Genomic DNA, 19,143 nt, shown 5'->3' with positions numbered 1-19,143 from the left:
GCCTTTCTCTCGCTGGCGAGCTGATGCTGACGTAAATTTACGTAAAAAGCCCCCCGGCAGGATTTACGTGAGTTGCCGAAAACGCACTATTACCCCCGCCTGCGGCCGCAGCGTAACCAAGGGCACGGGCACCACCGGTTGCGTTGAAACCAACTCAACGCTGAACTGCCGCAGCGTTTCGAGCAGCACTATCTGAATTTCAGTGAGGGCAAAGTGGTTGCCGATGCACAGGCGCGGTCCGCCCCCCAAAAGGCAGGTAGCCATACGTCGGCACGGGCGGCTGGGCATCGGGCGCAAACCGCTCGGGCCGGAAGGCATCGGGCTCGGGCCACAGCCCCGGGTGGCGGTGCAGGCCGTAGAGGTAAATGGAGAACAGCGTGCCCTTCGGAATGGACTGCCCCCGAAACTCGTCGGCCTCCAGGGCTACGCGGTCCAGAATCCAGGCAGGCGGGTACAGGCGCATGGTTTCCTGAATCACCTGCATGGAGTACGGCAGCCGCATCAGCTCTTCGAAGGTAGGCGGGCGCTGAGCCAGGCCGGCAGCAACCATTTCGGTTCGCACCTTGTCGGCGGCTTCCGGGTGGGATGCCAGCAGATAAAACAGCCAGCTCAGAGCATTCGCGGAGGTTTCGTGCCCGGCCAGCAGCAGAATATTGGCTTCATCCAGCAGCTGATCCTCCATCATGGGCTCCCCGGTATCCTCGTAGCGCACATCGAGCAGCATCTGCAGCAGGTCGTCGTGGGAGAGGCCGGGGCCGTCCGCGCGGCGCTGCCGGATGAAGCCGCGCACCAGCTCGCGCAGCTCCCGGCTGAGAGCATCGTGCCGGCGGTAGCTGCCCGAGGCCCGCCACCAGGGCTGCAGGTAGGGCTGCCGGATGGTGCGCACGTAGAAAGCCTGAATGCGCGTGAGAATATCCGAAAGCCGCTCCCGCTGCGCCTCGCTCATGCTGGTGCCGAAGGTGGCCTGCGCAATAATGCGGAACGCCACCCGCGTCATGGCCTCGTGGATATCTACCTCGGCCGGGCCCTGGGCGGTGCGGGCACGGAGCTCCTGGGTCCATTCTTCGGCGGCGGCCTGCATCAGGCGGGTGAGGCCGGCCAGGCGCTGGCGGTGGAAACCCGGCTGAATCAGGCGGCGCTGCCGCAGCCAGTCGGCACCCTCATTGGTGAGCAGGCCGCGCCCTAGGTAGCGGATCAGGCCGTGGGTGAGGTCGGACTTGAGGTAGCGGCGGTGGTTTTTCTGCAGGATGTGCTGGGCCAGGGCCGGGTCGCGGGTGACTACCGTGGGCCGGATGCCGCCCAGGTGAATGCCCACCGTGTCGCCACGGTGCCGGTGTACCTCGTTGAGGTTGCCGATGGGGTTGCGCGCCATAGCCAATGACGAGAGCAGGGTGCGCCAGCGCGGCACCCACGGAAAGGCGCCCGCCGGGGATTTAGCGTCGGGTGAAATCGGAAAATCAGACATGCGGAAAATACCAGCGGATTCTGGCAGGAATATACGCAGGAACCCGCCGCCACACGTCGTTTTTGGGCGCGGGCCCAGCCGCCGACACAACCCCAGCCAGCCTTCTGCGCGTACAGCCGGTAGGGCTACCGCCCCATAACCTTTCACTTCCCCAACCAAACTCCCGGTTCCCTATGTGGATTCAGCAAAAAAGCACCCCCGCCCCGCTCGATGAGCTGCAGGGCCGCACCGTTGGCCTTAAGTTCGAATGTAACTCGTGCCAGACCGAAGTCTTCACCGACCTCATTGGCGTACCCGCCGCCGACCATCTGGCTAACTCCACTGAAGACGACGGCCAGTACGAAACCGAGGAAATCAAGTGCCCCGGCTGCGACATGACCCACGAAATCACCGTAAAAAGCACCTTCGAGGGCGTCCACTTCGACGTATCGGACGTGAAGCCCGAGAGCGTAGCCTACCAAGTGAAAGCCTAAACCACAGATTCGCGCGGATTTCGCGGATTTTGTAGACGATAAAAAAGGGCTTGCCTTCCGGCAAGCCCTTTTATTTTCTGCTCCAATTGGAACCGCGCCGACTACAAAATCCGAAAAATCCGCGCGAAACGAAGTTCAGCGAAGCTAATCCGTGGTTCACTTCTCCCGCTCTATTGTGTAGTTGATCAGCTGTTCCAGGGAGGTGCGGGAGGAGGACGCCGGGAAGGTGCGCAGGATGTCTAAGGCTTCGTCGCGGTAGCGCTCCATGGTGCGGATGGCGTAGTCGAGCCCGCCGGACTGCTTCACGAAGTCGATAACCTGCTGCACCCGGTCTTTGCGGCCCTCGTTGTTTTTCACGTTGAAGATAACGCGGCGCTTGGTCAGCCAGTCGGCCTGCTGCAGGGCGTAGATCAGGGGCAGGGTCATCTTTTTCTCCTTGATGTCGATGCCCACGGGCTTGCCAATTTCGGCCGTGCCGAAGTCGAACAGGTCGTCTTTGATCTGGAACGCCATGCCCACTTTCTCGCCGAAAAGCCGGGCTCGTTCCACGGTTCCCAGGTCGGCGCCGGCGGAGGAAGCCCCCACGGCGCAGCAGGACGCAATAAGCGAGGCCGTTTTCTGGCGGATGATGTCGAAGTACACGTCCTCGGTGATGTCGAGGCGGCGGGCCTTTTCGATCTGCAGCAGCTCGCCCTCACTGAGCTCCTTCACGGCATTGCTCACGATCTTGAGCAGAGCGTAGTCGTCGTTTTCCAAACTCAGCAGCAGACCCTTGCTCAGCAGGTAGTCCCCCACGAGCACGGCAATCTTGTTTTTCCAGAGGGCGTTGATGGAGAAAAAGCCCCGGCGGTAGTTGCTTTCGTCCACCACGTCGTCGTGCACGAGGGTGGCCGTATGCAGCAGCTCGATGAGGGCGGCCCCGCGAAACGTAGCTTCCGGCAGCGGCCCTTCCGGCTCCGTGCCGCTGATTTTGGCCGTGAAGAACACGAACATGGGTCGAATCTGCTTGCCCTTGCGCTTCACGATGTAGCCCATGATCTTATCGAGCAGCAACTGCTTGGTTTGCATGGACGCGCGGAATTTCTTTTCGAATTCCTCCATCTCGGCGGCAATAGGCGCCTGTATCTGGTCCAGCGTAACGGTCATGCAGGTATTTTGGGCGCTGCAATGATACGGGGAAAAGGTGAGATGGGAAGATGGTGAAAAGGTGAGATGGTGAGTTTGATGTTCTCCCCGCCCGGCTGGCGCAACTGGGGCAGAGACTTGCTGAGCCAGCCTTTGCTATCCGAAGCTGGAGGAGAGCCCGAATTTCCCAACCATCATAATCATCAAACTCACCATTTCATTATCTCACCATCTCACCGCTTATCTTCGTCGCTATGCCTGCACTGCCCGTTCGCCTCGATTTTCTGCTCTCCAGCCCGCACCATTCGCGCCCCTTTGCGGCCGATGCCCGCTACGTGCCCGACGGCCAAGCCAAGCCGGTGTTGGTGTTTGTGCACGGGTTCAAGGGGTTCAAGGACTGGGGCCACTTCAACCAGCTGGCCGAGTGGTTTGCCTTGCAGGGCTTCGTGTTCGTGAAGCTGAACCTCTCCCACAACGGCCTGGTGGTGGGCGGCACCGGCGACCTAGAAGACCTCGAAGCCTTCGGGCAGAACAACTTCTCGCTGGAGCTAGATGACATCGGCACCCTGCTCGACCAACTGCCGGCGCTTCTCCCCGCTGCCGAGGCCGATTGCGCCCGCCTGGCCCTCATCGGCCACAGCCGGGGTGGCGGGCTGGTGCTACTGAAAGCCGCCGAAGATCCGCGCGTACAGGCCGTGGCTACGTGGGCGGCCATCAACAACGTGAACCCCGGCTGGCCCGAGCCGCTCCTGCAGCAGTGGCAGCAGCAGGGCGTGTTTCACGTCGAAAATTCGCGCACCGGCCAGCAGCTGCCCCTGTATTTTCAGATTGTGGAAGACTACCACCGTAACCGCCTGCGCCTGGATATCCGCCACAACGTGCGCCGCAAGCTGCAGGGCCGCCCCCTGCTGGTGGTGCATGGCGAGCAGGACGAAACCGTGCCGGTGCAGCGCGCCTACGAGTTGCGGGAGTGGTACCCGGCCGCCGAGCTGGCTGTTTTGCCGGGCGTCACGCACAACTTCGGCGGCGCCCACCCGTGGCAGTCGAACGAGCTGCCCGATCAGGCCCGCCAAACCGCCGAAACCACCTTGGCCTTCCTGCGCCGCGTGCTGTAAAGAGAAGGTATTTTCGACCAGACGACAGTATTTCGCTCTCCCAAACGTCATTCCGAGCGCAGCGGAGGATTGACAGACGTTCCTTTTTTCTCACCCAGACTCCTATGCCTCTTGCCTACCTCCTGCTTGGCTCCAACCTCGGCGACCGGGCCGCTACGCTGAGCCAGGCCCGGCAGCAGCTGGGCGAAACGGCGGGTGCCCTCGTGGCTGCTTCGGGCTTATATGAAACGGCGCCCTGGGGTCTGGCAGAGCAGCCTGCTTTCCTCAACCAGGCCGTGGCGTTGCGTACTACCCTCTCCCCTACCGAGCTGCTGGCCGCCTGCTTGGCCGCCGAGCAGCGCGCGGGCCGCACCCGCCACGTACGCTGGGACGCCCGCACGCTGGATGTGGACATTCTGCTCTTTGATGACGTAGTGCTGGACACACCCGCGCTCCAGCTACCCCACCCACGCCTCCCGGAGCGCCGCTTTGCCCTGGCCCCCCTCTGCGAAATTGCCGCTACCGTGCGCCACCCGCTGCTGCATAGTACCATCGCCGATCTGTTGGAAATCTGCGGGGATACGCTGCCGGTTGAGCGGGTGAGTTAACGCGGTTCGCCTAGCAGTACAGGTGACATCTATAGCGGTTCCGTGAACGGTACGACCACCGGGGCGAGTGTAGAGACGCAATATCTTGCGTCTCGTCGTTGCTGGGGCTGGTCGTTTTGGAGGCTCATATTCCAAGTGGACGCGCCGTTTACGAAACCACTATATTACTTTACTAACCTTTCAAAAAGTATGAAACAACCCAGTAGGAAGTGGGAGTTAAAACTAATAAAGTCAAGATACGAGTATCTGCAGCTGACCACCCAACAAGCTGAACAACTTGACCAATACGAACAGGAAAATCTTAATAACCTGACTGTGTGGGAAGAGCTGGATTATCAGTATACTGTATTTCAAGAGATTTTGAGCGAGAACCAATTCCTTCTATATAAAGAAAACCGTGAAGAAGAAATACAGCAACACAAACATGATTTAACAATAGCGGATGAGCGAGAATCCAAACATATACTGTTTCACGAGGAAATAAATACTTTCTACGAAAAAGACTTTTTGCCTTTTTTTCACAATAATACATACACCAAGTTCGTACTACGTACTGAAGAGCACTCTAAAGTAGCCTACCTAAAAGCAGAATACGGGCGGCACCTGTTAGCTGAAAGATCAGAGATTATAACTGAGCACTTTAGATACTATCGCACCTTCAAGCCTCTTGCGCTTAAAGCATCATTACTACAACACAAGCGTGCCTATATTTGGCCAGAGTACGACCGTTTTTTAATTCAAGCTGATGAACCGACTAAACAAGTTGCTGCTTATTTACAAAAACAACCACGATATATAATTTCCGAATATGAAAAAATAGTGGAGGATAAATTTAATGAACTACGTATTTTTTTTGCAACTACGGTAGGCAAGTATTTCAAACCTACCACAGGCTGGCACGCAGATTTCAGTCAATTGTCTGAGGAGGAGCTTATTCAGCGTAGAAATATGTGTCTGTTATTATTAGATATAGACAAGTATGGCTACCAGGACTTCCTCGCATAAGCCTGGGTAGGTGCCCCGCACTCCACTGCCGTCTCCGAAACCTCAGCTACTACGGCAGAAGCGGCGGCGGTCCTGCCCGAAGGCCCATCCACGGCCCCCCAGGAGCTCGCGCCTACGCCTCAAGCCCATCCGCCATCACCCGACCCCCCGCCCGCAACGCCCGAAGCAGGAGAAACAGCTGTTGAAAGACCTTCAGTTGCTGTGGATGGAGCTTCGGGCGGTGTTGCCAGACCTTCGGGCAGTGTGGATGGAGCTTTGGGCGCTGTAGCAGGAGCTTCGGTTGCTGTTATCAGACCTTAGGATACTGTCGCCAGACCTTCGGTTGGTGTGGATGCTGCTTCGGGCGGGGGCGGTGCTACAACCTTCGCGGTGGCTTAACGGTATCAGAGCCGGCCCCCGGTCGGGTGTGCTTGTTTCCATCAGGGCTTTTTCGTCTTATGTCTTCTCCCACTATTCCCGCTTCTTCCACTGCTCCTACCACCGATGCGCCGCTTGTTGTGCTGGCTGGCGCTACCGGCTCCCTCGGGCTACTGATTGCGCATCATCTGAGGCGACGCGGCGCGGCCGTGCGGGCTTTGGTGCGCCCCGCGGCCAGCACTAGGGCGGAAGCAGAATCGTTGCGGCGGCAGGGCGTGGAGGTGGCCACGGTAGAGTATGGCAACGCGGCAGCGCTCCGGCAGGCCTGCACCGGCGCCGCGTGCTTGGTGTCGGCGCTATCGGGGCTGCGGCCGGTGATAGTGGACGCGCAGACGCAGCTGCTGGAAGCGGCCGTGGCGGCCGGGGTACCGCGTTTTATTCCCTCGGATTTTTCGGCCGACTTCACCCGGCTGCCCGAGGGCTCCAACCGCAACTTCGACCTGCGCCGGGAGTTTCAGCGCCGGCTCGACCAGGCTCCTATTCAGGCCACGTCCATCCTCAACGGCATGTTTATGGACCTGCTCACCGGCCAGGCACCCTTGATCCAGCCCGCCATCCGCCGCATCGTGTACTGGGGCGACGCTGACCAACTGCTTGACTTCACCACGATGGTGAACACGGCCGAATTTACGGCTGCCGCCGCCCTTGATGCCACCACGCCCCGCTACCTGCGCGTGGCCGGCCAGGTAGCCAGCATCCGCGGGCTGCAGGCCGAGGCCCAGGCTGCCACGGGCCAGGAGTTTAAGCTGCTACGCGTAGGTGGGCTGGGCATTTTAGCTGGACTGATTACCGCAACCCGCACGCTGCTGCCGGCCAAAGACGAAGTGTTTCCGCCCTGGCAGGGCATGCAGTACCTGCACAACATGCTCAGCGGCCAGGCCAAACTGCCGGAGCCCCTCGACAATGCCCGCTACCCCGCTATCCGCTACACGCAGGTGCGGGAAGTGCTGGCGGGGCAAAGCTGACGGAAGCAGCTTCTTTTAATTCCCGGCGAAATACCCGCCGGCAGCCTCATTGTTTTTCAGGTGCTTCGCTTACCCTTCGCGGATGGGTAGTGCGCCCGGGACAGGCTTACCTTGGGGCGCTTGCATTCTGCCTAGCTCCTCGAAACCTGCAGGCTGCAGCTTCTTTTGCGTAAATACCATGAAGAGAGCCGTCAGCAAAACGGTCTGCAGGAAGGTGAGTCCTGCGCACACTGCGGCCTGCAGCGGTGACAAATGGCCAGTTGACCAGCCAAGCAGCCAGGCATTCAGGGCAATCAGGAACATATGCGTGAAGTACACCACCATGCTGTAGGTGTTGATCAGCTTATGGTATTTCCGGATGCCGGCTGACTGAATATGCAGCACGCCATAGAACAGGAACACACTGATGGGCAGCATACTCACGGCCAGCTGATACTGAAGCGGCCCTTCGACCAGCCAGTGAAGCAGCAGGAATTCCGTGCCCACGCAAAGCCCTGTCAGGGCAACAAACGTCCGGGCTCTGATTTGCAGGAAAACGTCTTCATACTTAGCCACGAGTACGCCGCCGAGGATAAACGGAAAGCCAACGCCCAGGTAATTGGCCGCTGCATAGCCCAGCAGGTACATATGCTTTATCTGAAACAGCGGTATCACAGCCGGAAACCAGGCCTCAACCACCACCCGCAGGCTGCCATTTAAGACCTGGGCCAGGACAAAGCCGGCCAGCGCCAGCCAGACTCCTTTGCGCAGCTGCTGCCGGCTGTCGAGAGCATACGAAACGAAAATACCGAACAGCAGGGGCGGAATAAACCACAGGACCAGATACGGCCCCCTTACCAGATAACGCTCGAACAGCACCTTGAGCGGCTGCACGGAAAAGTTGCTCGCCACCAGCTGGGGTACCACTACCGTACCGAAGTGTAGCAAACAGAAGAACACGTAAACCAGCCCAACCCAGCGCAGATAGGTCGTCACGTACCGACGCGGCTCCCGGGCATGGTGCCAGCCCTGATAGGCCAGAAAACCCGCTATCATATAAAAACACGGCACCACCATGCTCGCGGCCTGAACCAGCCCCGGCAGGTGCTGGTTCAGCTCCATATACGTGTCCGACAGCCGGATATGGTTCTGCATAACCAGCAGCGAGCCTATCAGTTTGAATATCGTTATGCCCGGATAGTACCGGCGTAACCCGTTAGTCATGCGTACTCTTGTCTAAAACCAGTTGTTTGTCGATAAATCCAAAGCTTTGCCGGCCGCCTTGGAGCAGCAATTTGTCTGGCAGGAGCATGCCGGTTAGCGCCCGGGGTTATGGCCTTTCAGCGGCCGTTTCCCGGGCAAAATGGGGAGAATCATCATCAGGCAGTTTAATATGACGCATTCTTCTGTCCTCGCCTGCCCGCCACCGAAACCGCGCCCGCCCAAAAAACTGCCATGAGGCAAGTTGACCGGGGCAGGAAGGAAGCTCTCGGCAACGCGCCGGCGCAGCGTGGAGGCATGGCTACTTCGCTTTCAACCCAACCGGCAAGATACAGCTTCGGGGTAGTACAGCCAAGTGCCCCGCGTCCGGGGCCGTATCCGGTATGCGGCGCCAATGGAATTTTCCGTGTATTTATGCAGCTATGAAACACCTTCTGCTGCCGGGGGCGCTGGCGGGCCTGCTGCTGACGCACGTAGCCTGCGTTCAAACCACCCAAACCACCGCGGGTAAGCCCAAGTCCGCAGCCGTAACCAAGCAGGCCGGCAACCCGGTATTCCCCGGCTGGTACGCCGACCCGGAAGCTGTCATCTTCGGCAAGGAGTATTGGGTATACCCTACCTACTCGGCGCCGTTTGATGAGCAGGTGTTTATGGATGCTTTTTCGTCGCCTGACCTGGTACACTGGACCAAGCACCCGCGCATTGTGGATACCACCAGCATCCGGTGGGCCCGACGGGCTATGTGGGCCCCGGCCGTGGTCAAAAAGGACAGCAAATACTTTTTGTTCTTCGGGGCCAACGACGTGCACGAGGGCGAAGTAGGCGGGATTGGCGTGGCCGTGGCCGACCGGCCCGAGGGCCCGTTCCGCGACTACCTGGGCAAGCCGCTCGTCGGCAATATCCACAATGGCGCCCAGCCCATCGACCAGTTCGTGTTTCAGGATCAGGACGGGCAGTATTACCTCATCTACGGCGGCTGGTCGCACTGCAACATTGCCCGCCTCAAGCCCGACTTCACCGGCTTCCTGCCTTTTCCTGATGGCCGGACGTTCCGGGAAATTACCCCGCAGAACTATGTGGAAGGCCCGATTATGTTCCGGCGCCAGGGCAAGTACTACTTTATGTGGAGTGAGGGGGGCTGGGCCGGGCCCGACTACTCAGTGGCCTACGCCGTGGCCGACTCGCCGCTGGGCCCTTTCCGGCGGGAAGGCAAAATTCTACAGCAGGACCCGGCCGTGGCCACCGGGGCAGGCCACCACTCCGTGGTGCAGGTGCCGGGCACCGATGAATGGTACATTGTGTACCACCGCCGCCCGCTAGGCGAAACCGACATGAACCACCGCGTCACTTGCATCGACCGGATGTACTTCAATGCCGAGGGCCGCATTCAACCGGTGAAGATTACCCAGGAAGGCGTACCGGCACGGAAACTCTAAATCTTTGGCGGGCGACGGGCCTACGCGTGCCTTAGTTAGGTTTGGGTTGAGACAAAGGCGTTTAGTGCGGCCAGCACCCGCTCATTGCTGAAAGAGAAGCTGATCTGGTCGTTGCCTGAGCTGATGTAGGTGGCGTAGGTCCTGGCCCAGAGAAACTGCTGTGCCCGCACCGGTCCGAACGCCGACCAGGGAACAAACAGCGGTGGATGCCCCAGGTATAATATTTTCCAGGTGGAGAGCCACAGCCCTTGCGGGGTGATGCCGGCCCGGGCAGAATTCTTATAGCTTACCGGCCCTATGCGCAGGTAGCCCAGCAGCTCCCGCTGCACCGTATAGGGCACCTTGGCCACAGCATACTGCCCGGCCAGGCGCGCCCAGCCCATGCGCGACAGTATGAAGCTGATCAAGCCCAGGAAAGCCACCACCACGGGCAGCAGTAACAGCGGAAGCCAGGGCACAACGGGATGCATGCTCCCGGTATACGCTTTTTAGCGGGCGGATGTTGAAACCACGCTACGCAGCGGCCGTTCGGGGGCCAATAAGCCAATGGCCGCCGCGCGCTGCCCGAAACACCTGGTTTACAGCTTGATTCAACCCAGCTTCCGCATCACGAAGTGCTGGACGAAAACGCTGCACGGCGCGGAGTTTCTTCCCAATGACCAGGGAACAACTCCTGTAGTCCGCGTTTCATTAATGGGCGGAAGCTAGCTCCCACTCCATTTCATGGCAGCTTCAACAAATTTTTACTTTGAAATACAAAGTTCTTTTACTTGCTTTGCATTACCCTTGCTTCTCTACTTGATTTGTCTGCCGCTTGCGGGGCCGAATTACCAGAAGAAGTGAGGAGAATTTTTCTCACCCCTACTTCGTACCGCCATGACGCTGCCCGCCAAAAACCTTGTTCGCCTTGCCCTGATAACTGCTGGCATTCTGCTGGTACCCCTGGTGCTCACGCAATTCACCGATGGTGAGGGCTGGAACCTGTTTGATTTCATCGTGGCGGGGGGGCTGATCTTCGGTACGGGTCTGGCCTACGAGCTGGTAGCCCGCCGGCGAGGCAACACCGCCTACCGCCTGGGGGCAGGCTTGGCGCTGGCCGCTACGCTGCTCCTTATCTGGGCAAACCTGGCCGTGGGCATCATCGGCAGCGAAGACAACCCCGCCAACCTGTTGTTTGGGGGCGTGCTCATTATCGTTTTCCTGGGGTCCATCCTGGCGCGCCTGCAGCCGCAGGGCATGGCTCGCACGATGCTGGCGGCGGCCGGCGCGCAGTTTCTGGTGCCCGTGGTAGCTGTGCTGATCTGGCGGCCCGAGCTTACGGCGGGCGTTGCCAAGGTGTTTGCCGCCAATCTGCTGTTCGTTGCGCTCTGGGTGGGCTCCGCCCTGCTGTTCCGGCAAGCCAGCGGCCCCCGGCCCGAAGCAGCATCCACGGCTTTCGGGGCAGCGTAGGCTCCCTGCCGGACCGGCGGCTCCGCTCCTGCCGCTATGAATACCGGCGGCGCCAGATTTTATACCAGTGCTTGTTGGCCGGGTAGCTGCGCGTGGCCGTGATGTTGTTGACCACCAGCGCCACCACCAGCAGCAGCAGTACGCCCACCAGTACCGGCATCAGCACGTACCAATACCCCAGCGCCTTGAGCTGCGCCGAGCCCACCGTGGCAATAAGGGCCGTGGCACCACCCGGCGGGTGCAGGGTTTTAGTTATCTGCATGCCCACAATGGACAAGGCCACCGCCAGCGCCGCCGCCAGCCACAGCTCTTCGCCCGCCAGTTGCTGCACCGTAACCCCAATTACCGCGCTGACGAGGTGCCCCCCAATAAGGTTGCGCGGCTGCGCCAGCGGGCTGTTCACGACCCCATAAATCAGCACCGAGGAGGCTCCGAACGAGCCAACAAGCAGCAGCGTGTCGGAAGGGCCAAAGACGTAGCGGCTCAGCAGGCCAATCAGCCCCATACCGGTAAACGCCCCGACGAACGTCCAGAGGTGCTCTTTGTAGTCGAACAGGGTTTCCTGGTAGATGATGACCCGTGCCCGACGTGCGTGTCCGCGTAGCTTTCTTCGCATGTGCAGTGGTTGGCGGCGGCCGGCTATCCTTTCAGCCGGCAAATATATGCCAGCCGCCGCAGCCGGCCAGCCACCAATCAGCATTCTATCCATCTGCTACGCTCGTCTCCCGGAAAATCCTGACGTCCCAGGTAGCTGTACGCAGGTACTATTGGCTTCAGGCAAGAGGCCGGCGCTGGGCAACCCGGCAGAGGAGCTCAGTGGGGCAAATGCTGCTCAAGCAGCTCCTGAAAACTATCAGCCAGCACCTCCTCCTCCCCGCTGTCGTGGTAGTACACCCTGACCTGCCCCTGCAGGTCCAGAATGACAGGGTCGCCGCTGCCCGTCAGGGAAATAACGTAGCTGCGGGCCAGTACAGGCCAGCGGCCGAGGGCCTGATAGTCGTTTCGGAACCTTATGGTTAAGTCCACAACCGTTTCGGCGGACAGCATGGGGCAGTTGTTGAACCCGTACACCGGTACGCCCACGTAGCTTCCCCCAAACAAGGCGACAAACTCTCTATAGGCTGGCGCGAAGGCAACGCCTAACTGTGCTTCCGCGGCAGCAAGCTGCGCCGGTGTTGCGGCCTGGCCCGCGAACAGCTCGTTTTCGGCCAGATAAAGCCGGATTCGGTTAAGCAGCTCCTCATGCATAGGTAAGTCATTGGTATTCACTAAGTTGATAGTTCGTCAGCCGCAGCACTTTTATTCTGGGGTTTGCTGAAACCAGCGCTGATAGGCGGGAGCCACCAGCCGCTGCCACTCCGGGTGGCGCTTGAGGTAGCCGGTCACAAACGGGCACAGGGGTATCAGCGGCAGCTGCCGCCGCTCGATTTCGGCCAGCACCTTTTCCACCAGGGCCGTGCCTACCCCCTGCCCTTCCAGCTGGGCCGGCACTTCGGTGTGAAACAGGGCCATAGCTCCGTCCCGCTCGCCATACTCCATGAAGGCAGTGGCGTAGTTCACAGTCAGCTCGAAGCGGTGGCCGCCGCTGTTGTCAATAAGTGGAAGGTCGTGGAGTTCGGGTTTCATCGATTAGCGAAAGAAAAACGGGGTATGTGCGCCCAGCTGCCGCTGGTGCCAAAACTACAGAAGGTCCTTACATGGCAAGGCGCCCCGGCACCATTCTCTGCTGACCAAGCCGTACCTGCGGGTATTTCTGCCAGGAAAACGGTGGCGGCATGCTCCTTTGAATGTAGCCCGCCCTACGCGCCGGCGTCGGGGGCCGCTGCGCCCGCATTGCCTTGGCCGATAGCCAGCCGGCAGCAGAACAGGGCGAGCAGCAGCGTTAAGGGAGTGAAAAGCAACCGTTCCAGCGTGGTATTGGCCAACAGGTTGCCTACCGTATTTACCAGGAAAAGAGCCATCATCACCCACAACGCGCCTTTAACCAAGCGCCCGTTGACGCGCCCCTGCAGCGCCCCCGAGGCGGCGGCCACTACCACCAGCATCAGCAGGTTCAGGATTATCGACACGACTTCGAACCGCAGCATTTGACTGTGGCTTTTCAGCCGCCCGCCCCACACGATGTCAAACGGAATTACGCCCGTTAGCACCAGCAGGTGAAACACCACGACCAGGCTCAGGATAATGCGCACTCCGGTGGCCGCAACCCGGGTAGTAAGAAGGTGTTTCATGAGCAAGCTAGAATGGGGTTGGTGGCTTCGGAAATATCGAAAAGCTCCGCCAAGTGCGGGCAAGTGTACCGGGTATTACTTTCCTAAAGCCCGCAGGTAATCCGCCGGAATGGGGAAGCCTTGCAGTTGGTTGGTCATGGCAAACAAAATCAGCAGGGCCACGAGCACCCCGGCGCCGCCAATGCCCAGGGCCTGCCGCCGCGCGCCGGACTCGCCCCAGATGCGGCGGCCTTTCAGGTAGTGCAGGCTGGCGAGGTGCAGAAAGACGGCCGTTACCGCCAGAAAGTAATACGGCACGAAAAACAAGCTAAACGGGAAGGTATTGATACCCGCCGCCGCGAAGTACAGGTTTGTATCGAGCCCAAACCAGGCCCGTCCGGTGAGCACCGCCCCGGTATGCACCAGCAGAAAAAACGCGAGGTACAAGCCGGAGAAAATCTGAATCCGGCCCGCCAACGGCTGCCGGGGCTGCTGTCGGCTCCGCCAGTACAGGCGCAGCCCGGTGAACACCTGCCCCACCACGGCTAGGAGCAAGCTAGTTTCGACCACGGGGTGCCGGTACACGCTCCGCAAGGCCTCCATAACCTCCAGGTGCGCCGTCACGCTCCACAGCGCAACCAGGTGATTGGCTAGATGAGCCAGGATGAACACGGACAACAACAAGCCCGTCCAGTAGTGGTATCGTTTGATAGATGGTGGCAGCATGCAAAGCAGAATTTTTCGCAGCAATATTAGCCTACCCTGATATGATTTGCTTTGCCGGTCCCCGGTTTCATGCCTGCCCGAACGAAACTGCGCCGCCTGGGCTTCCCCAGACGGCGCAGTATAAAATTGCCAGTACCTGCGCGCTGCATAGCCTGCGCTCAGCAGGTGGTTTTTAGCTTATGTAGCCGGTAACCGTCTGCTACAGCTTTATGCCCTGCGCCGCCATAGCCTGCTCCTGCTTGGCCTGGTTGGCCAGGAACTCGGCGTGCTGCTCCGGCGTGCGCTCGGTGCCGAGGCTGGTCAGCTGCTCGCGTAGCTTGTCGGCCGGCAGGTCGTTGCAGTAGATGGGGCCGCCGGGCTGCTGCCGCCACGATTCGCGCAGGCTGCCGGCGTCAATGGCGTCGTAGCCCAGCTCTTCTACCAGCTGCATTACTTTCTGCTTGGCAGCGGCATCATCGGAGGCGACGGGCAGGGCAACGCGGCCGGGCGTACCGGCGGGCTGCCCCGGCTGGGCGAGGTGGTCGGCGAGGATGTTGTTGAACACCTTCACTACGGGGCGGCCCAGGTGCTGCTGCACCCAGCCGCTTTCGGTCAGGTCGCCGGTTTCCAGCTCCGGCAGCTGGCCATCGCGCAGCAGCGGGTAGTAGTTGCTGGTGTCGATGATGGGCACCTCGGCCGGCACGCCCGCCAGCAGGTCTTTGGGCAGGTCGGGAATGTTCTTGAGCGGGATGGTTACCACGATGAGGTCGGTGCCGCGCTGAGCCGCTTCCTGGGTGGTGACGGGCGTAGCGCCGGTTTTCTGGGCCAGGTCCTGCAGCGTCTCGGGGCCGCGGGAGTTGGCAATGTATACCGAATGGCCGAGGCTGGTGAGCCGCCCGGCAAGGGCGCTGCCGATGTGGCCGGCGCCAATGATTCCGATGTTCATAGTTGCGTTGTTTGGTTCGTGCGCCGGTGATGTGCCGGTGCAGGGAGGTAAACAACGGAAGCAGGCGTTTTGCTTTTTTCTCGTTGGTTGAAGGGCTAGAACGAGCAACGCCGCCGGAGCGGGGCTCGGGCGGCGTTGTTCCCTGTTTACAATTAGCACTTTGCAAGAATTCCACCTATGACTTAAGAGAAATCATGAACTAGTACTTGGTAATGGTTTTGCAATAATAGCTTTCGGTGTCTGAGTTTTACTGAGCCTTTTTTCCTGAATTTCTAGAGCATTATCTATTGCATTGCAAACAACAATGAGCCTATCTGCCCAACTAAGGTCAGTCTCATCGTTTGCTCTTTTCATTAATTCATTCTGGACTTGGCTTTTATTATTATCGTGTATATCGAAAGGAGACAATTCGCCCGATGCGTCAACTGAAAAAGTCTTAAACCAACTTTTATGATGGCTTTCAATATCTATAATCCATGCATCCGGAAACAATCCTTCTAAAGCAAACTTATTCCGCACCACCACAAAATCTCTATTTGCCTCAAATGGAATAGAATGCTGTCCAAAGAATTGCTGTAAGTCACGATACTCCTTCACCCCAGCATCATCACCATCAAAGACTGCTACGCAGGCTCTTTCCTTATGAATAAATGCATATGTCGCCCTTAAAAACCCACCGAGAAATTTTACACCACCTTGATCAAGAATCTGAGCTTTCCTCAAATATGGCAATGCATATGAAGGCTCGGGCAATTTCCCTAATAGCCATTTAAAAACCTCCCTATCACTAGGCCCTTCAACAAAAACATTATACACATCTAGATTATAAAAATCACTAAATCGTACACCCAGACTCCTTCTAAGTGCATTTGTAGCATCAGCATAAGTTTTAAACGACGATACCTCAGTACGTTTATCAGAGTTTACGATAACACCTTTTGTCTTATTAGGATCCTGAGGAACGAAACTGAGAGAGTGAGTAGTCTTAACTACCAAAGATTCTTTTTCCAACTCATTCAGTAACTTCAAACAGGCCATTGATAGTTCTGGATGCAAATACGATTCAGGCTCTTCTAACAACCAAATTACATTCTTCCTATTCCGTCTTTTCTGCTCCTGTGTTATCCATAAAAAGGAGGCAATGAGGGCAGTGGACTGAATACCCATACCTTTTTCATACAATGGCGTTTTCGCAGGATCTTCTAGTATAGAATTAAAATTTGTCAAAAGCTTATTCAATGAATCATCAGGAATTGCAAAAGAAGCATTCAGATTCTTTAATCCAGCATCATGTAATTGTTTATTTAACCGAGCAGCAACTTCATCTACTTGAACAAGCATTGCGGCGATATGAGGCTCAAAAGCATCAGCAGCTAACTGCCTTAGAAATGGGGCCAACAGTTCTTCATATAATTGTTTTATACTTTTTGATGCAGGAACATAATAAATACAAAAAGAATCTATAATTTGAGTTACAAGTTGACGATGTATTCTAGAATATGTTTTATTTTTTGCAGCATCTGTTGGCCTCTTTACATTTGAAAATATGTTATAAACAGGAGTTTCTGCTTCAGTAAAATAGAGACTAAGATTAATCAAGTCATTAGACCTTTTTGTTCCTTGCAATTTATGAAGCTCATCAACCTGCTTATATATTTCTTTATCTATACCTTTAGCTTCGCCCTGGAACTGAGCAACAATACTTGTTCTATTCTTTTGCCCAAAAGTCAAATCTTGGACTCTATTATAACCAAGCGTATTTTCAAACCCAGTGAATAAAATTTTTATTGCTTTAAGTATATTAGTCTTACCACTACTATTCGGGCCAACTAAAGTAATGCCATTTGCCAAGGCAATAGATTGCTCCTGCTCAACTGTCCTAAAGTTCCTAATTCTTATTTCTTTCAGTTCCATTATTTCTTGTTCTTGAATGTTATTTTATTACAATCTGCTTATCTAGGAATCTTCACCCCGCGCTCCTGGGCTACCTGCTGGGCCAGCTCGTAGCCGGCATCGGCGTGGCGGAAGACGCCCATGCCGGGGTCGGTGGTGAGCACGCGGCGCAGGCGCTCGGCTTTTTCGGGGGTTCCTGTCGCCACGATGACCATGCCGGAGTGCGTGCTGTTGCCGATGCCCACGCCGCCGCCGTTGTGCAAACTCACCCAGTCGGCGCCGGAGGCGGTGTTGGCCAGGGCGTTGAGCAGGGGCCAGTCGGCTACGGCGTCGGAGCCGTCCTTCATGCCCTCGGTTTCGCGGTTGGGCGAGGCCACGGAGCCGCAGTCGAGGTGGTCACGGCCGATGACGATGGGAGCCGAAACTTCGCCCCGGGCCACCAGGTCGTTGATGACCAGGCCGAACTTTTCCCGCTCGCCGTAGCCCAGCCAGCACACGCGGGCGGGCAACCCGATGAAGGGCACCTTGGCCTGGGCCTTCTCAATCCAGCGGGCCAGCATCTTGTTGTCGGGGAAGGTTTCGAGCAGGGCGCGGTCGATGCGCAGGATGTCCTGTGGGTCGCCGGAGAGGGCAGCCCAGCGGAAGGGGCCTTTGCCCTCACAGAACAGCGGGCGGATGTAGCCGGGCACGAAGCCGGGGTAGAGAAACTGCCCGTTCTCGTCGCGCACCTGCAGGCCGCCTTTTTCGGCTTGCCCGCGCAGGTTGTTGCCGTAGTCGAGGGCCACGGAGCCGGCCGCCTGCATGTCGATGATGGCCTGGCAGTGCTTCACGATGGAGGCCAGCGCCTGGCGCTTGAACTCCTCGGGGTTATCCTTGCGCAGCTGCAGCACCTCCGTGATGTCGCCCTCGGGAATATAGTCCATCAGGTCGTGAGCCGAGGTCTGGTCGGTGATGATGTCCACCTGAAAGCCGCGGGCCAATAGCTCGGGCAGCACGGTGGCGGCGTTGCCGGTCAGCCCCACCGACCAGCCGATGCGGTCTTCTTTCGAGCGGAGGCAGATTTCGAGGGCGTGGTCGAGGTCTTTGGCCTGCACGTCGAGGTAGCCTTCCTGCACCTTCTGCTTTACGCGGGCATCGATGGGCTCGATGACCAAACACACGCCGTCGTTCATCGTCACGGCCAGTGGTTGCGCGCCCGACATGCCGCCCAAGCCCGCCGTGACGGTAATGGTACCGCGCAGCGTGCCGCCGAAATGCTTGTCGGCCACCGCGGCGAAGGTTTCGTAGGTACCCTGCAGAATGCCCTGGGTGGCAATGTAAATCCAGGAGCCGGCCGTCATCTGCCCGTACATCATCAAACCCAGCTTGTCCAGCTCGTCGAAATACTCCTGGGTGCTCCAGGCGGGCACGATGTTGCTATTGGCAATGAGCACGCGCGGGGCGTGGGCCCAGGTGCGCAACACGCCCACTGCCTTGCCGCTCTGTACCAGCATGGTTTCGTCGGGCTCCAGGTTCTTGAGGGTGCGCACGATGGTCTGGTACTCCTTCCAGTTGCGGGCCGCGCGGCCGGCGCCACCGTACACGATCAGCTCGTCGTACACCAAACTCACGGCCGGGTCGAGGTTGTTTTCGAGCATGCGCAGGGCCGCTTCAGCCTCCCAGGTTTTGCAGCGCAGCTCGGGGCCGTGCTGGGCTTTTACTGTTTCCTCGGGCTTGTACTCGTAGTACATGGGCCGGGTGGTGGGCTTTTCGGCCGAGGATTTGGAGGTGGCTTCGAGGTTGAGTTCAGGCGTTTCGAGAGTGGAGTGCGACATAGTCGGGTGAGGTAGTTCCGGATAGTGGGTGGAGTGGCGAATATAGCGTTTTCGGCGCGTGGCAACCGGGTTTTTCAGCAGCGCAGCCATTAGGCTAAGGCGGCGGCTTTCGGCTGACTCTCTCGCCCCGCTAGCAGGTAATTCCACCCCCCAGTGCTTGCGCCATGACCGGTCGGTATTAAGCTCAACATTAAAATATTATTATTAAACAAGCAAACTGACGAGCTAAGTGCAAGATTATGGCAATTTTGTTATAAAGCGGGTTACAAAGATTTAGGCGGAAGTATAAACCCTTCGACTGCGACCAGGTAGGCGCGGCTCAAGCACTTCTTTTTCAC

Annotated in this window: 20 protein-coding genes; 7 read left to right on the top strand and 13 right to left on the bottom strand. The window is 58.1% G+C overall.

What is annotated here, in order from left to right:
• Positions 1-63: 63 nt before the first annotated feature.
• A complete protein-coding gene (locus tag LRS06_RS25585) occupies positions 64-264 on the bottom strand; it encodes a cytochrome P450 (RefSeq protein ID WP_374679430.1) in 201 nt (66 codons plus the stop codon).
• Positions 200-1,465 carry a cytochrome P450 gene (locus tag LRS06_RS16865; protein WP_257872554.1) on the bottom strand — a complete coding sequence of 422 codons (1,266 nt, stop codon included), beginning with the start codon at positions 1,463-1,465 and terminating at the stop codon, positions 200-202. Before LRS06_RS16865 ends, LRS06_RS25585 begins: the two co-directional genes overlap by 65 nt.
• Before the next feature lie 173 nt (positions 1,466-1,638).
• Between LRS06_RS16865 and LRS06_RS16860 the strand changes: the two genes are divergently transcribed.
• Positions 1,639-1,938 carry a hypothetical protein gene (locus tag LRS06_RS16860; RefSeq protein WP_196957014.1) on the top strand — a complete coding sequence of 100 codons (300 nt, stop codon included), beginning with the start codon at positions 1,639-1,641 and terminating at the stop codon, positions 1,936-1,938.
• 156 nt (positions 1,939-2,094) lie between these two features.
• Here LRS06_RS16860 and LRS06_RS16855 read toward each other — a convergent pair whose 3' ends face one another.
• The gene (locus tag LRS06_RS16855) at positions 2,095-3,084 is read right to left on the bottom strand and encodes a polyprenyl synthetase family protein (RefSeq protein WP_257872553.1); all 990 of its coding nucleotides are present in this window, start codon (positions 3,082-3,084) and stop codon (positions 2,095-2,097) included.
• Between the two features lie 233 nt (positions 3,085-3,317).
• On the opposite strand from LRS06_RS16855, the gene LRS06_RS16850 reads away from it, so the two are divergent.
• From LRS06_RS16850 to LRS06_RS16835, 4 genes are all read left to right on the top strand, one after another.
• A complete protein-coding gene (locus tag LRS06_RS16850) occupies positions 3,318-4,178 on the top strand; it encodes a S9 family peptidase (RefSeq protein WP_257872552.1) in 861 nt (286 codons plus the stop codon).
• Between the two features lie 104 nt (positions 4,179-4,282).
• The gene (gene folK / locus LRS06_RS16845; RefSeq protein WP_257872551.1) at positions 4,283-4,765 is read left to right on the top strand and encodes a 2-amino-4-hydroxy-6-hydroxymethyldihydropteridine diphosphokinase; all 483 of its coding nucleotides are present in this window, start codon (positions 4,283-4,285) and stop codon (positions 4,763-4,765) included.
• 189 nt (positions 4,766-4,954) lie between these two features.
• A complete protein-coding gene (locus tag LRS06_RS16840; RefSeq protein WP_257872550.1) occupies positions 4,955-5,770 on the top strand; it encodes a hypothetical protein in 816 nt (271 codons plus the stop codon).
• A gap of 437 nt (positions 5,771-6,207) precedes the next feature.
• Positions 6,208-7,152: an NmrA family NAD(P)-binding protein gene (locus LRS06_RS16835; RefSeq protein WP_257872549.1), complete on the top strand. Its 945-nt coding sequence runs from the start codon at positions 6,208-6,210 to the stop codon at positions 7,150-7,152.
• 69 nt (positions 7,153-7,221) lie between these two features.
• On the opposite strand, the gene LRS06_RS16830 is transcribed toward LRS06_RS16835, so the two are convergent.
• Positions 7,222-8,355, bottom strand: coding sequence for an acyltransferase family protein (locus LRS06_RS16830; protein ID WP_374679429.1), 1,134 nt, complete (start codon positions 8,353-8,355; stop codon positions 7,222-7,224).
• 419 nt (positions 8,356-8,774) lie between these two features.
• On the opposite strand from LRS06_RS16830, the gene LRS06_RS16825 reads away from it, so the two are divergent.
• The gene (locus LRS06_RS16825; RefSeq protein ID WP_257872547.1) at positions 8,775-9,788 is read left to right on the top strand and encodes a glycoside hydrolase family 43 protein; all 1,014 of its coding nucleotides are present in this window, start codon (positions 8,775-8,777) and stop codon (positions 9,786-9,788) included.
• A 35-nt stretch (positions 9,789-9,823) separates the two neighbouring features.
• Here LRS06_RS16825 and LRS06_RS16820 read toward each other — a convergent pair whose 3' ends face one another.
• Positions 9,824-10,258, bottom strand: coding sequence for a hypothetical protein (locus tag LRS06_RS16820; RefSeq protein ID WP_257872546.1), 435 nt, complete (start codon positions 10,256-10,258; stop codon positions 9,824-9,826).
• Positions 10,259-10,664: 406 nt separating this feature from the next.
• Here LRS06_RS16820 and LRS06_RS16815 point away from each other — a divergent pair, with 406 nt between their 5' ends.
• Complete coding sequence (locus LRS06_RS16815; RefSeq protein WP_257872545.1) at positions 10,665-11,237, top strand: hypothetical protein; 573 nt, start codon at positions 10,665-10,667, stop codon at positions 11,235-11,237.
• Positions 11,238-11,271: 34 nt separating this feature from the next.
• Here LRS06_RS16815 and LRS06_RS16810 read toward each other — a convergent pair whose 3' ends face one another.
• The 8 genes from LRS06_RS16810 to hutU form a co-directional block, all read right to left on the bottom strand.
• Positions 11,272-11,853, bottom strand: a complete 582-nt coding sequence (locus LRS06_RS16810; RefSeq protein ID WP_257872544.1) for an HPP family protein — start codon at positions 11,851-11,853, stop codon at positions 11,272-11,274.
• A 197-nt stretch (positions 11,854-12,050) separates the two neighbouring features.
• Complete coding sequence (locus tag LRS06_RS16805; RefSeq protein WP_257872543.1) at positions 12,051-12,485, bottom strand: SMI1/KNR4 family protein; 435 nt, start codon at positions 12,483-12,485, stop codon at positions 12,051-12,053.
• Between the two features lie 51 nt (positions 12,486-12,536).
• The gene (locus LRS06_RS16800) at positions 12,537-12,863 is read right to left on the bottom strand and encodes a GNAT family N-acetyltransferase (RefSeq protein ID WP_257872542.1); all 327 of its coding nucleotides are present in this window, start codon (positions 12,861-12,863) and stop codon (positions 12,537-12,539) included.
• A 173-nt stretch (positions 12,864-13,036) separates the two neighbouring features.
• On the bottom strand, positions 13,037-13,468 hold the full coding sequence (locus LRS06_RS16795) for a hypothetical protein (protein ID WP_257872541.1): 432 nt from the start codon (positions 13,466-13,468) through the stop codon (positions 13,037-13,039).
• Between the two features lie 75 nt (positions 13,469-13,543).
• Positions 13,544-14,173, bottom strand: coding sequence for a hypothetical protein (locus LRS06_RS16790; RefSeq protein ID WP_257872540.1), 630 nt, complete (start codon positions 14,171-14,173; stop codon positions 13,544-13,546).
• A gap of 199 nt (positions 14,174-14,372) precedes the next feature.
• Entirely contained in the window at positions 14,373-15,098 is a 726-nt protein-coding gene (locus LRS06_RS16785) for an NADPH-dependent F420 reductase (protein WP_257872539.1), read from the bottom strand.
• Positions 15,099-15,290: 192 nt separating this feature from the next.
• Positions 15,291-17,012: an ATP-dependent endonuclease gene (locus LRS06_RS16780; protein ID WP_257872538.1), complete on the bottom strand. Its 1,722-nt coding sequence runs from the start codon at positions 17,010-17,012 to the stop codon at positions 15,291-15,293.
• 38 nt (positions 17,013-17,050) lie between these two features.
• Positions 17,051-18,805: a urocanate hydratase gene (gene hutU, locus LRS06_RS16775; protein WP_257872537.1), complete on the bottom strand. Its 1,755-nt coding sequence runs from the start codon at positions 18,803-18,805 to the stop codon at positions 17,051-17,053.
• Positions 18,806-19,143 lie beyond the last annotated feature (338 nt).

It is taken from the genome of Hymenobacter sp. J193, assembly GCF_024700075.1.
GTDB lineage: Bacteria > Bacteroidota > Bacteroidia > Cytophagales > Hymenobacteraceae > Hymenobacter.
Note: the sequence above shows the minus strand (reverse complement) of the source record. Positions and strands in the feature narration are given on the sequence as shown.

Coding starts and splice junctions, on each gene's coding strand:
- LRS06_RS25585 (WP_374679430.1), bottom strand. CDS start 264: ATGGCTACCTGCCTTTTGGGGGGCGGACCGCGCCTGTGCATCGGCAAC.
- LRS06_RS16795 (WP_257872541.1), bottom strand. CDS start 13,468: ATGAAACACCTTCTTACTACCCGGGTTGCGGCCACCGGAGTGCGCATT.
- hutU (WP_257872537.1), bottom strand. CDS start 18,805: ATGTCGCACTCCACTCTCGAAACGCCTGAACTCAACCTCGAAGCCACC.
- LRS06_RS16865 (WP_257872554.1), bottom strand. CDS start 1,465: ATGTCTGATTTTCCGATTTCACCCGACGCTAAATCCCCGGCGGGCGCC.
- LRS06_RS16825 (WP_257872547.1), top strand. CDS start 8,775: ATGAAACACCTTCTGCTGCCGGGGGCGCTGGCGGGCCTGCTGCTGACG.
- LRS06_RS16800 (WP_257872542.1), bottom strand. CDS start 12,863: ATGAAACCCGAACTCCACGACCTTCCACTTATTGACAACAGCGGCGGC.
- LRS06_RS16850 (WP_257872552.1), top strand. CDS start 3,318: ATGCCTGCACTGCCCGTTCGCCTCGATTTTCTGCTCTCCAGCCCGCAC.
- LRS06_RS16805 (WP_257872543.1), bottom strand. CDS start 12,485: ATGCATGAGGAGCTGCTTAACCGAATCCGGCTTTATCTGGCCGAAAAC.
- LRS06_RS16810 (WP_257872544.1), bottom strand. CDS start 11,853: ATGCGAAGAAAGCTACGCGGACACGCACGTCGGGCACGGGTCATCATC.
- LRS06_RS16860 (WP_196957014.1), top strand. CDS start 1,639: ATGTGGATTCAGCAAAAAAGCACCCCCGCCCCGCTCGATGAGCTGCAG.
- LRS06_RS16780 (WP_257872538.1), bottom strand. CDS start 17,012: ATGGAACTGAAAGAAATAAGAATTAGGAACTTTAGGACAGTTGAGCAG.
- folK (WP_257872551.1), top strand. CDS start 4,283: ATGCCTCTTGCCTACCTCCTGCTTGGCTCCAACCTCGGCGACCGGGCC.
- LRS06_RS16840 (WP_257872550.1), top strand. CDS start 4,955: ATGAAACAACCCAGTAGGAAGTGGGAGTTAAAACTAATAAAGTCAAGA.
- LRS06_RS16855 (WP_257872553.1), bottom strand. CDS start 3,084: ATGACCGTTACGCTGGACCAGATACAGGCGCCTATTGCCGCCGAGATG.
- LRS06_RS16815 (WP_257872545.1), top strand. CDS start 10,665: ATGACGCTGCCCGCCAAAAACCTTGTTCGCCTTGCCCTGATAACTGCT.
- LRS06_RS16835 (WP_257872549.1), top strand. CDS start 6,208: ATGTCTTCTCCCACTATTCCCGCTTCTTCCACTGCTCCTACCACCGAT.
- LRS06_RS16830 (WP_374679429.1), bottom strand. CDS start 8,355: ATGACTAACGGGTTACGCCGGTACTATCCGGGCATAACGATATTCAAA.
- LRS06_RS16785 (WP_257872539.1), bottom strand. CDS start 15,098: ATGAACATCGGAATCATTGGCGCCGGCCACATCGGCAGCGCCCTTGCC.
- LRS06_RS16790 (WP_257872540.1), bottom strand. CDS start 14,173: ATGCTGCCACCATCTATCAAACGATACCACTACTGGACGGGCTTGTTG.
- LRS06_RS16820 (WP_257872546.1), bottom strand. CDS start 10,258: ATGCATCCCGTTGTGCCCTGGCTTCCGCTGTTACTGCTGCCCGTGGTG.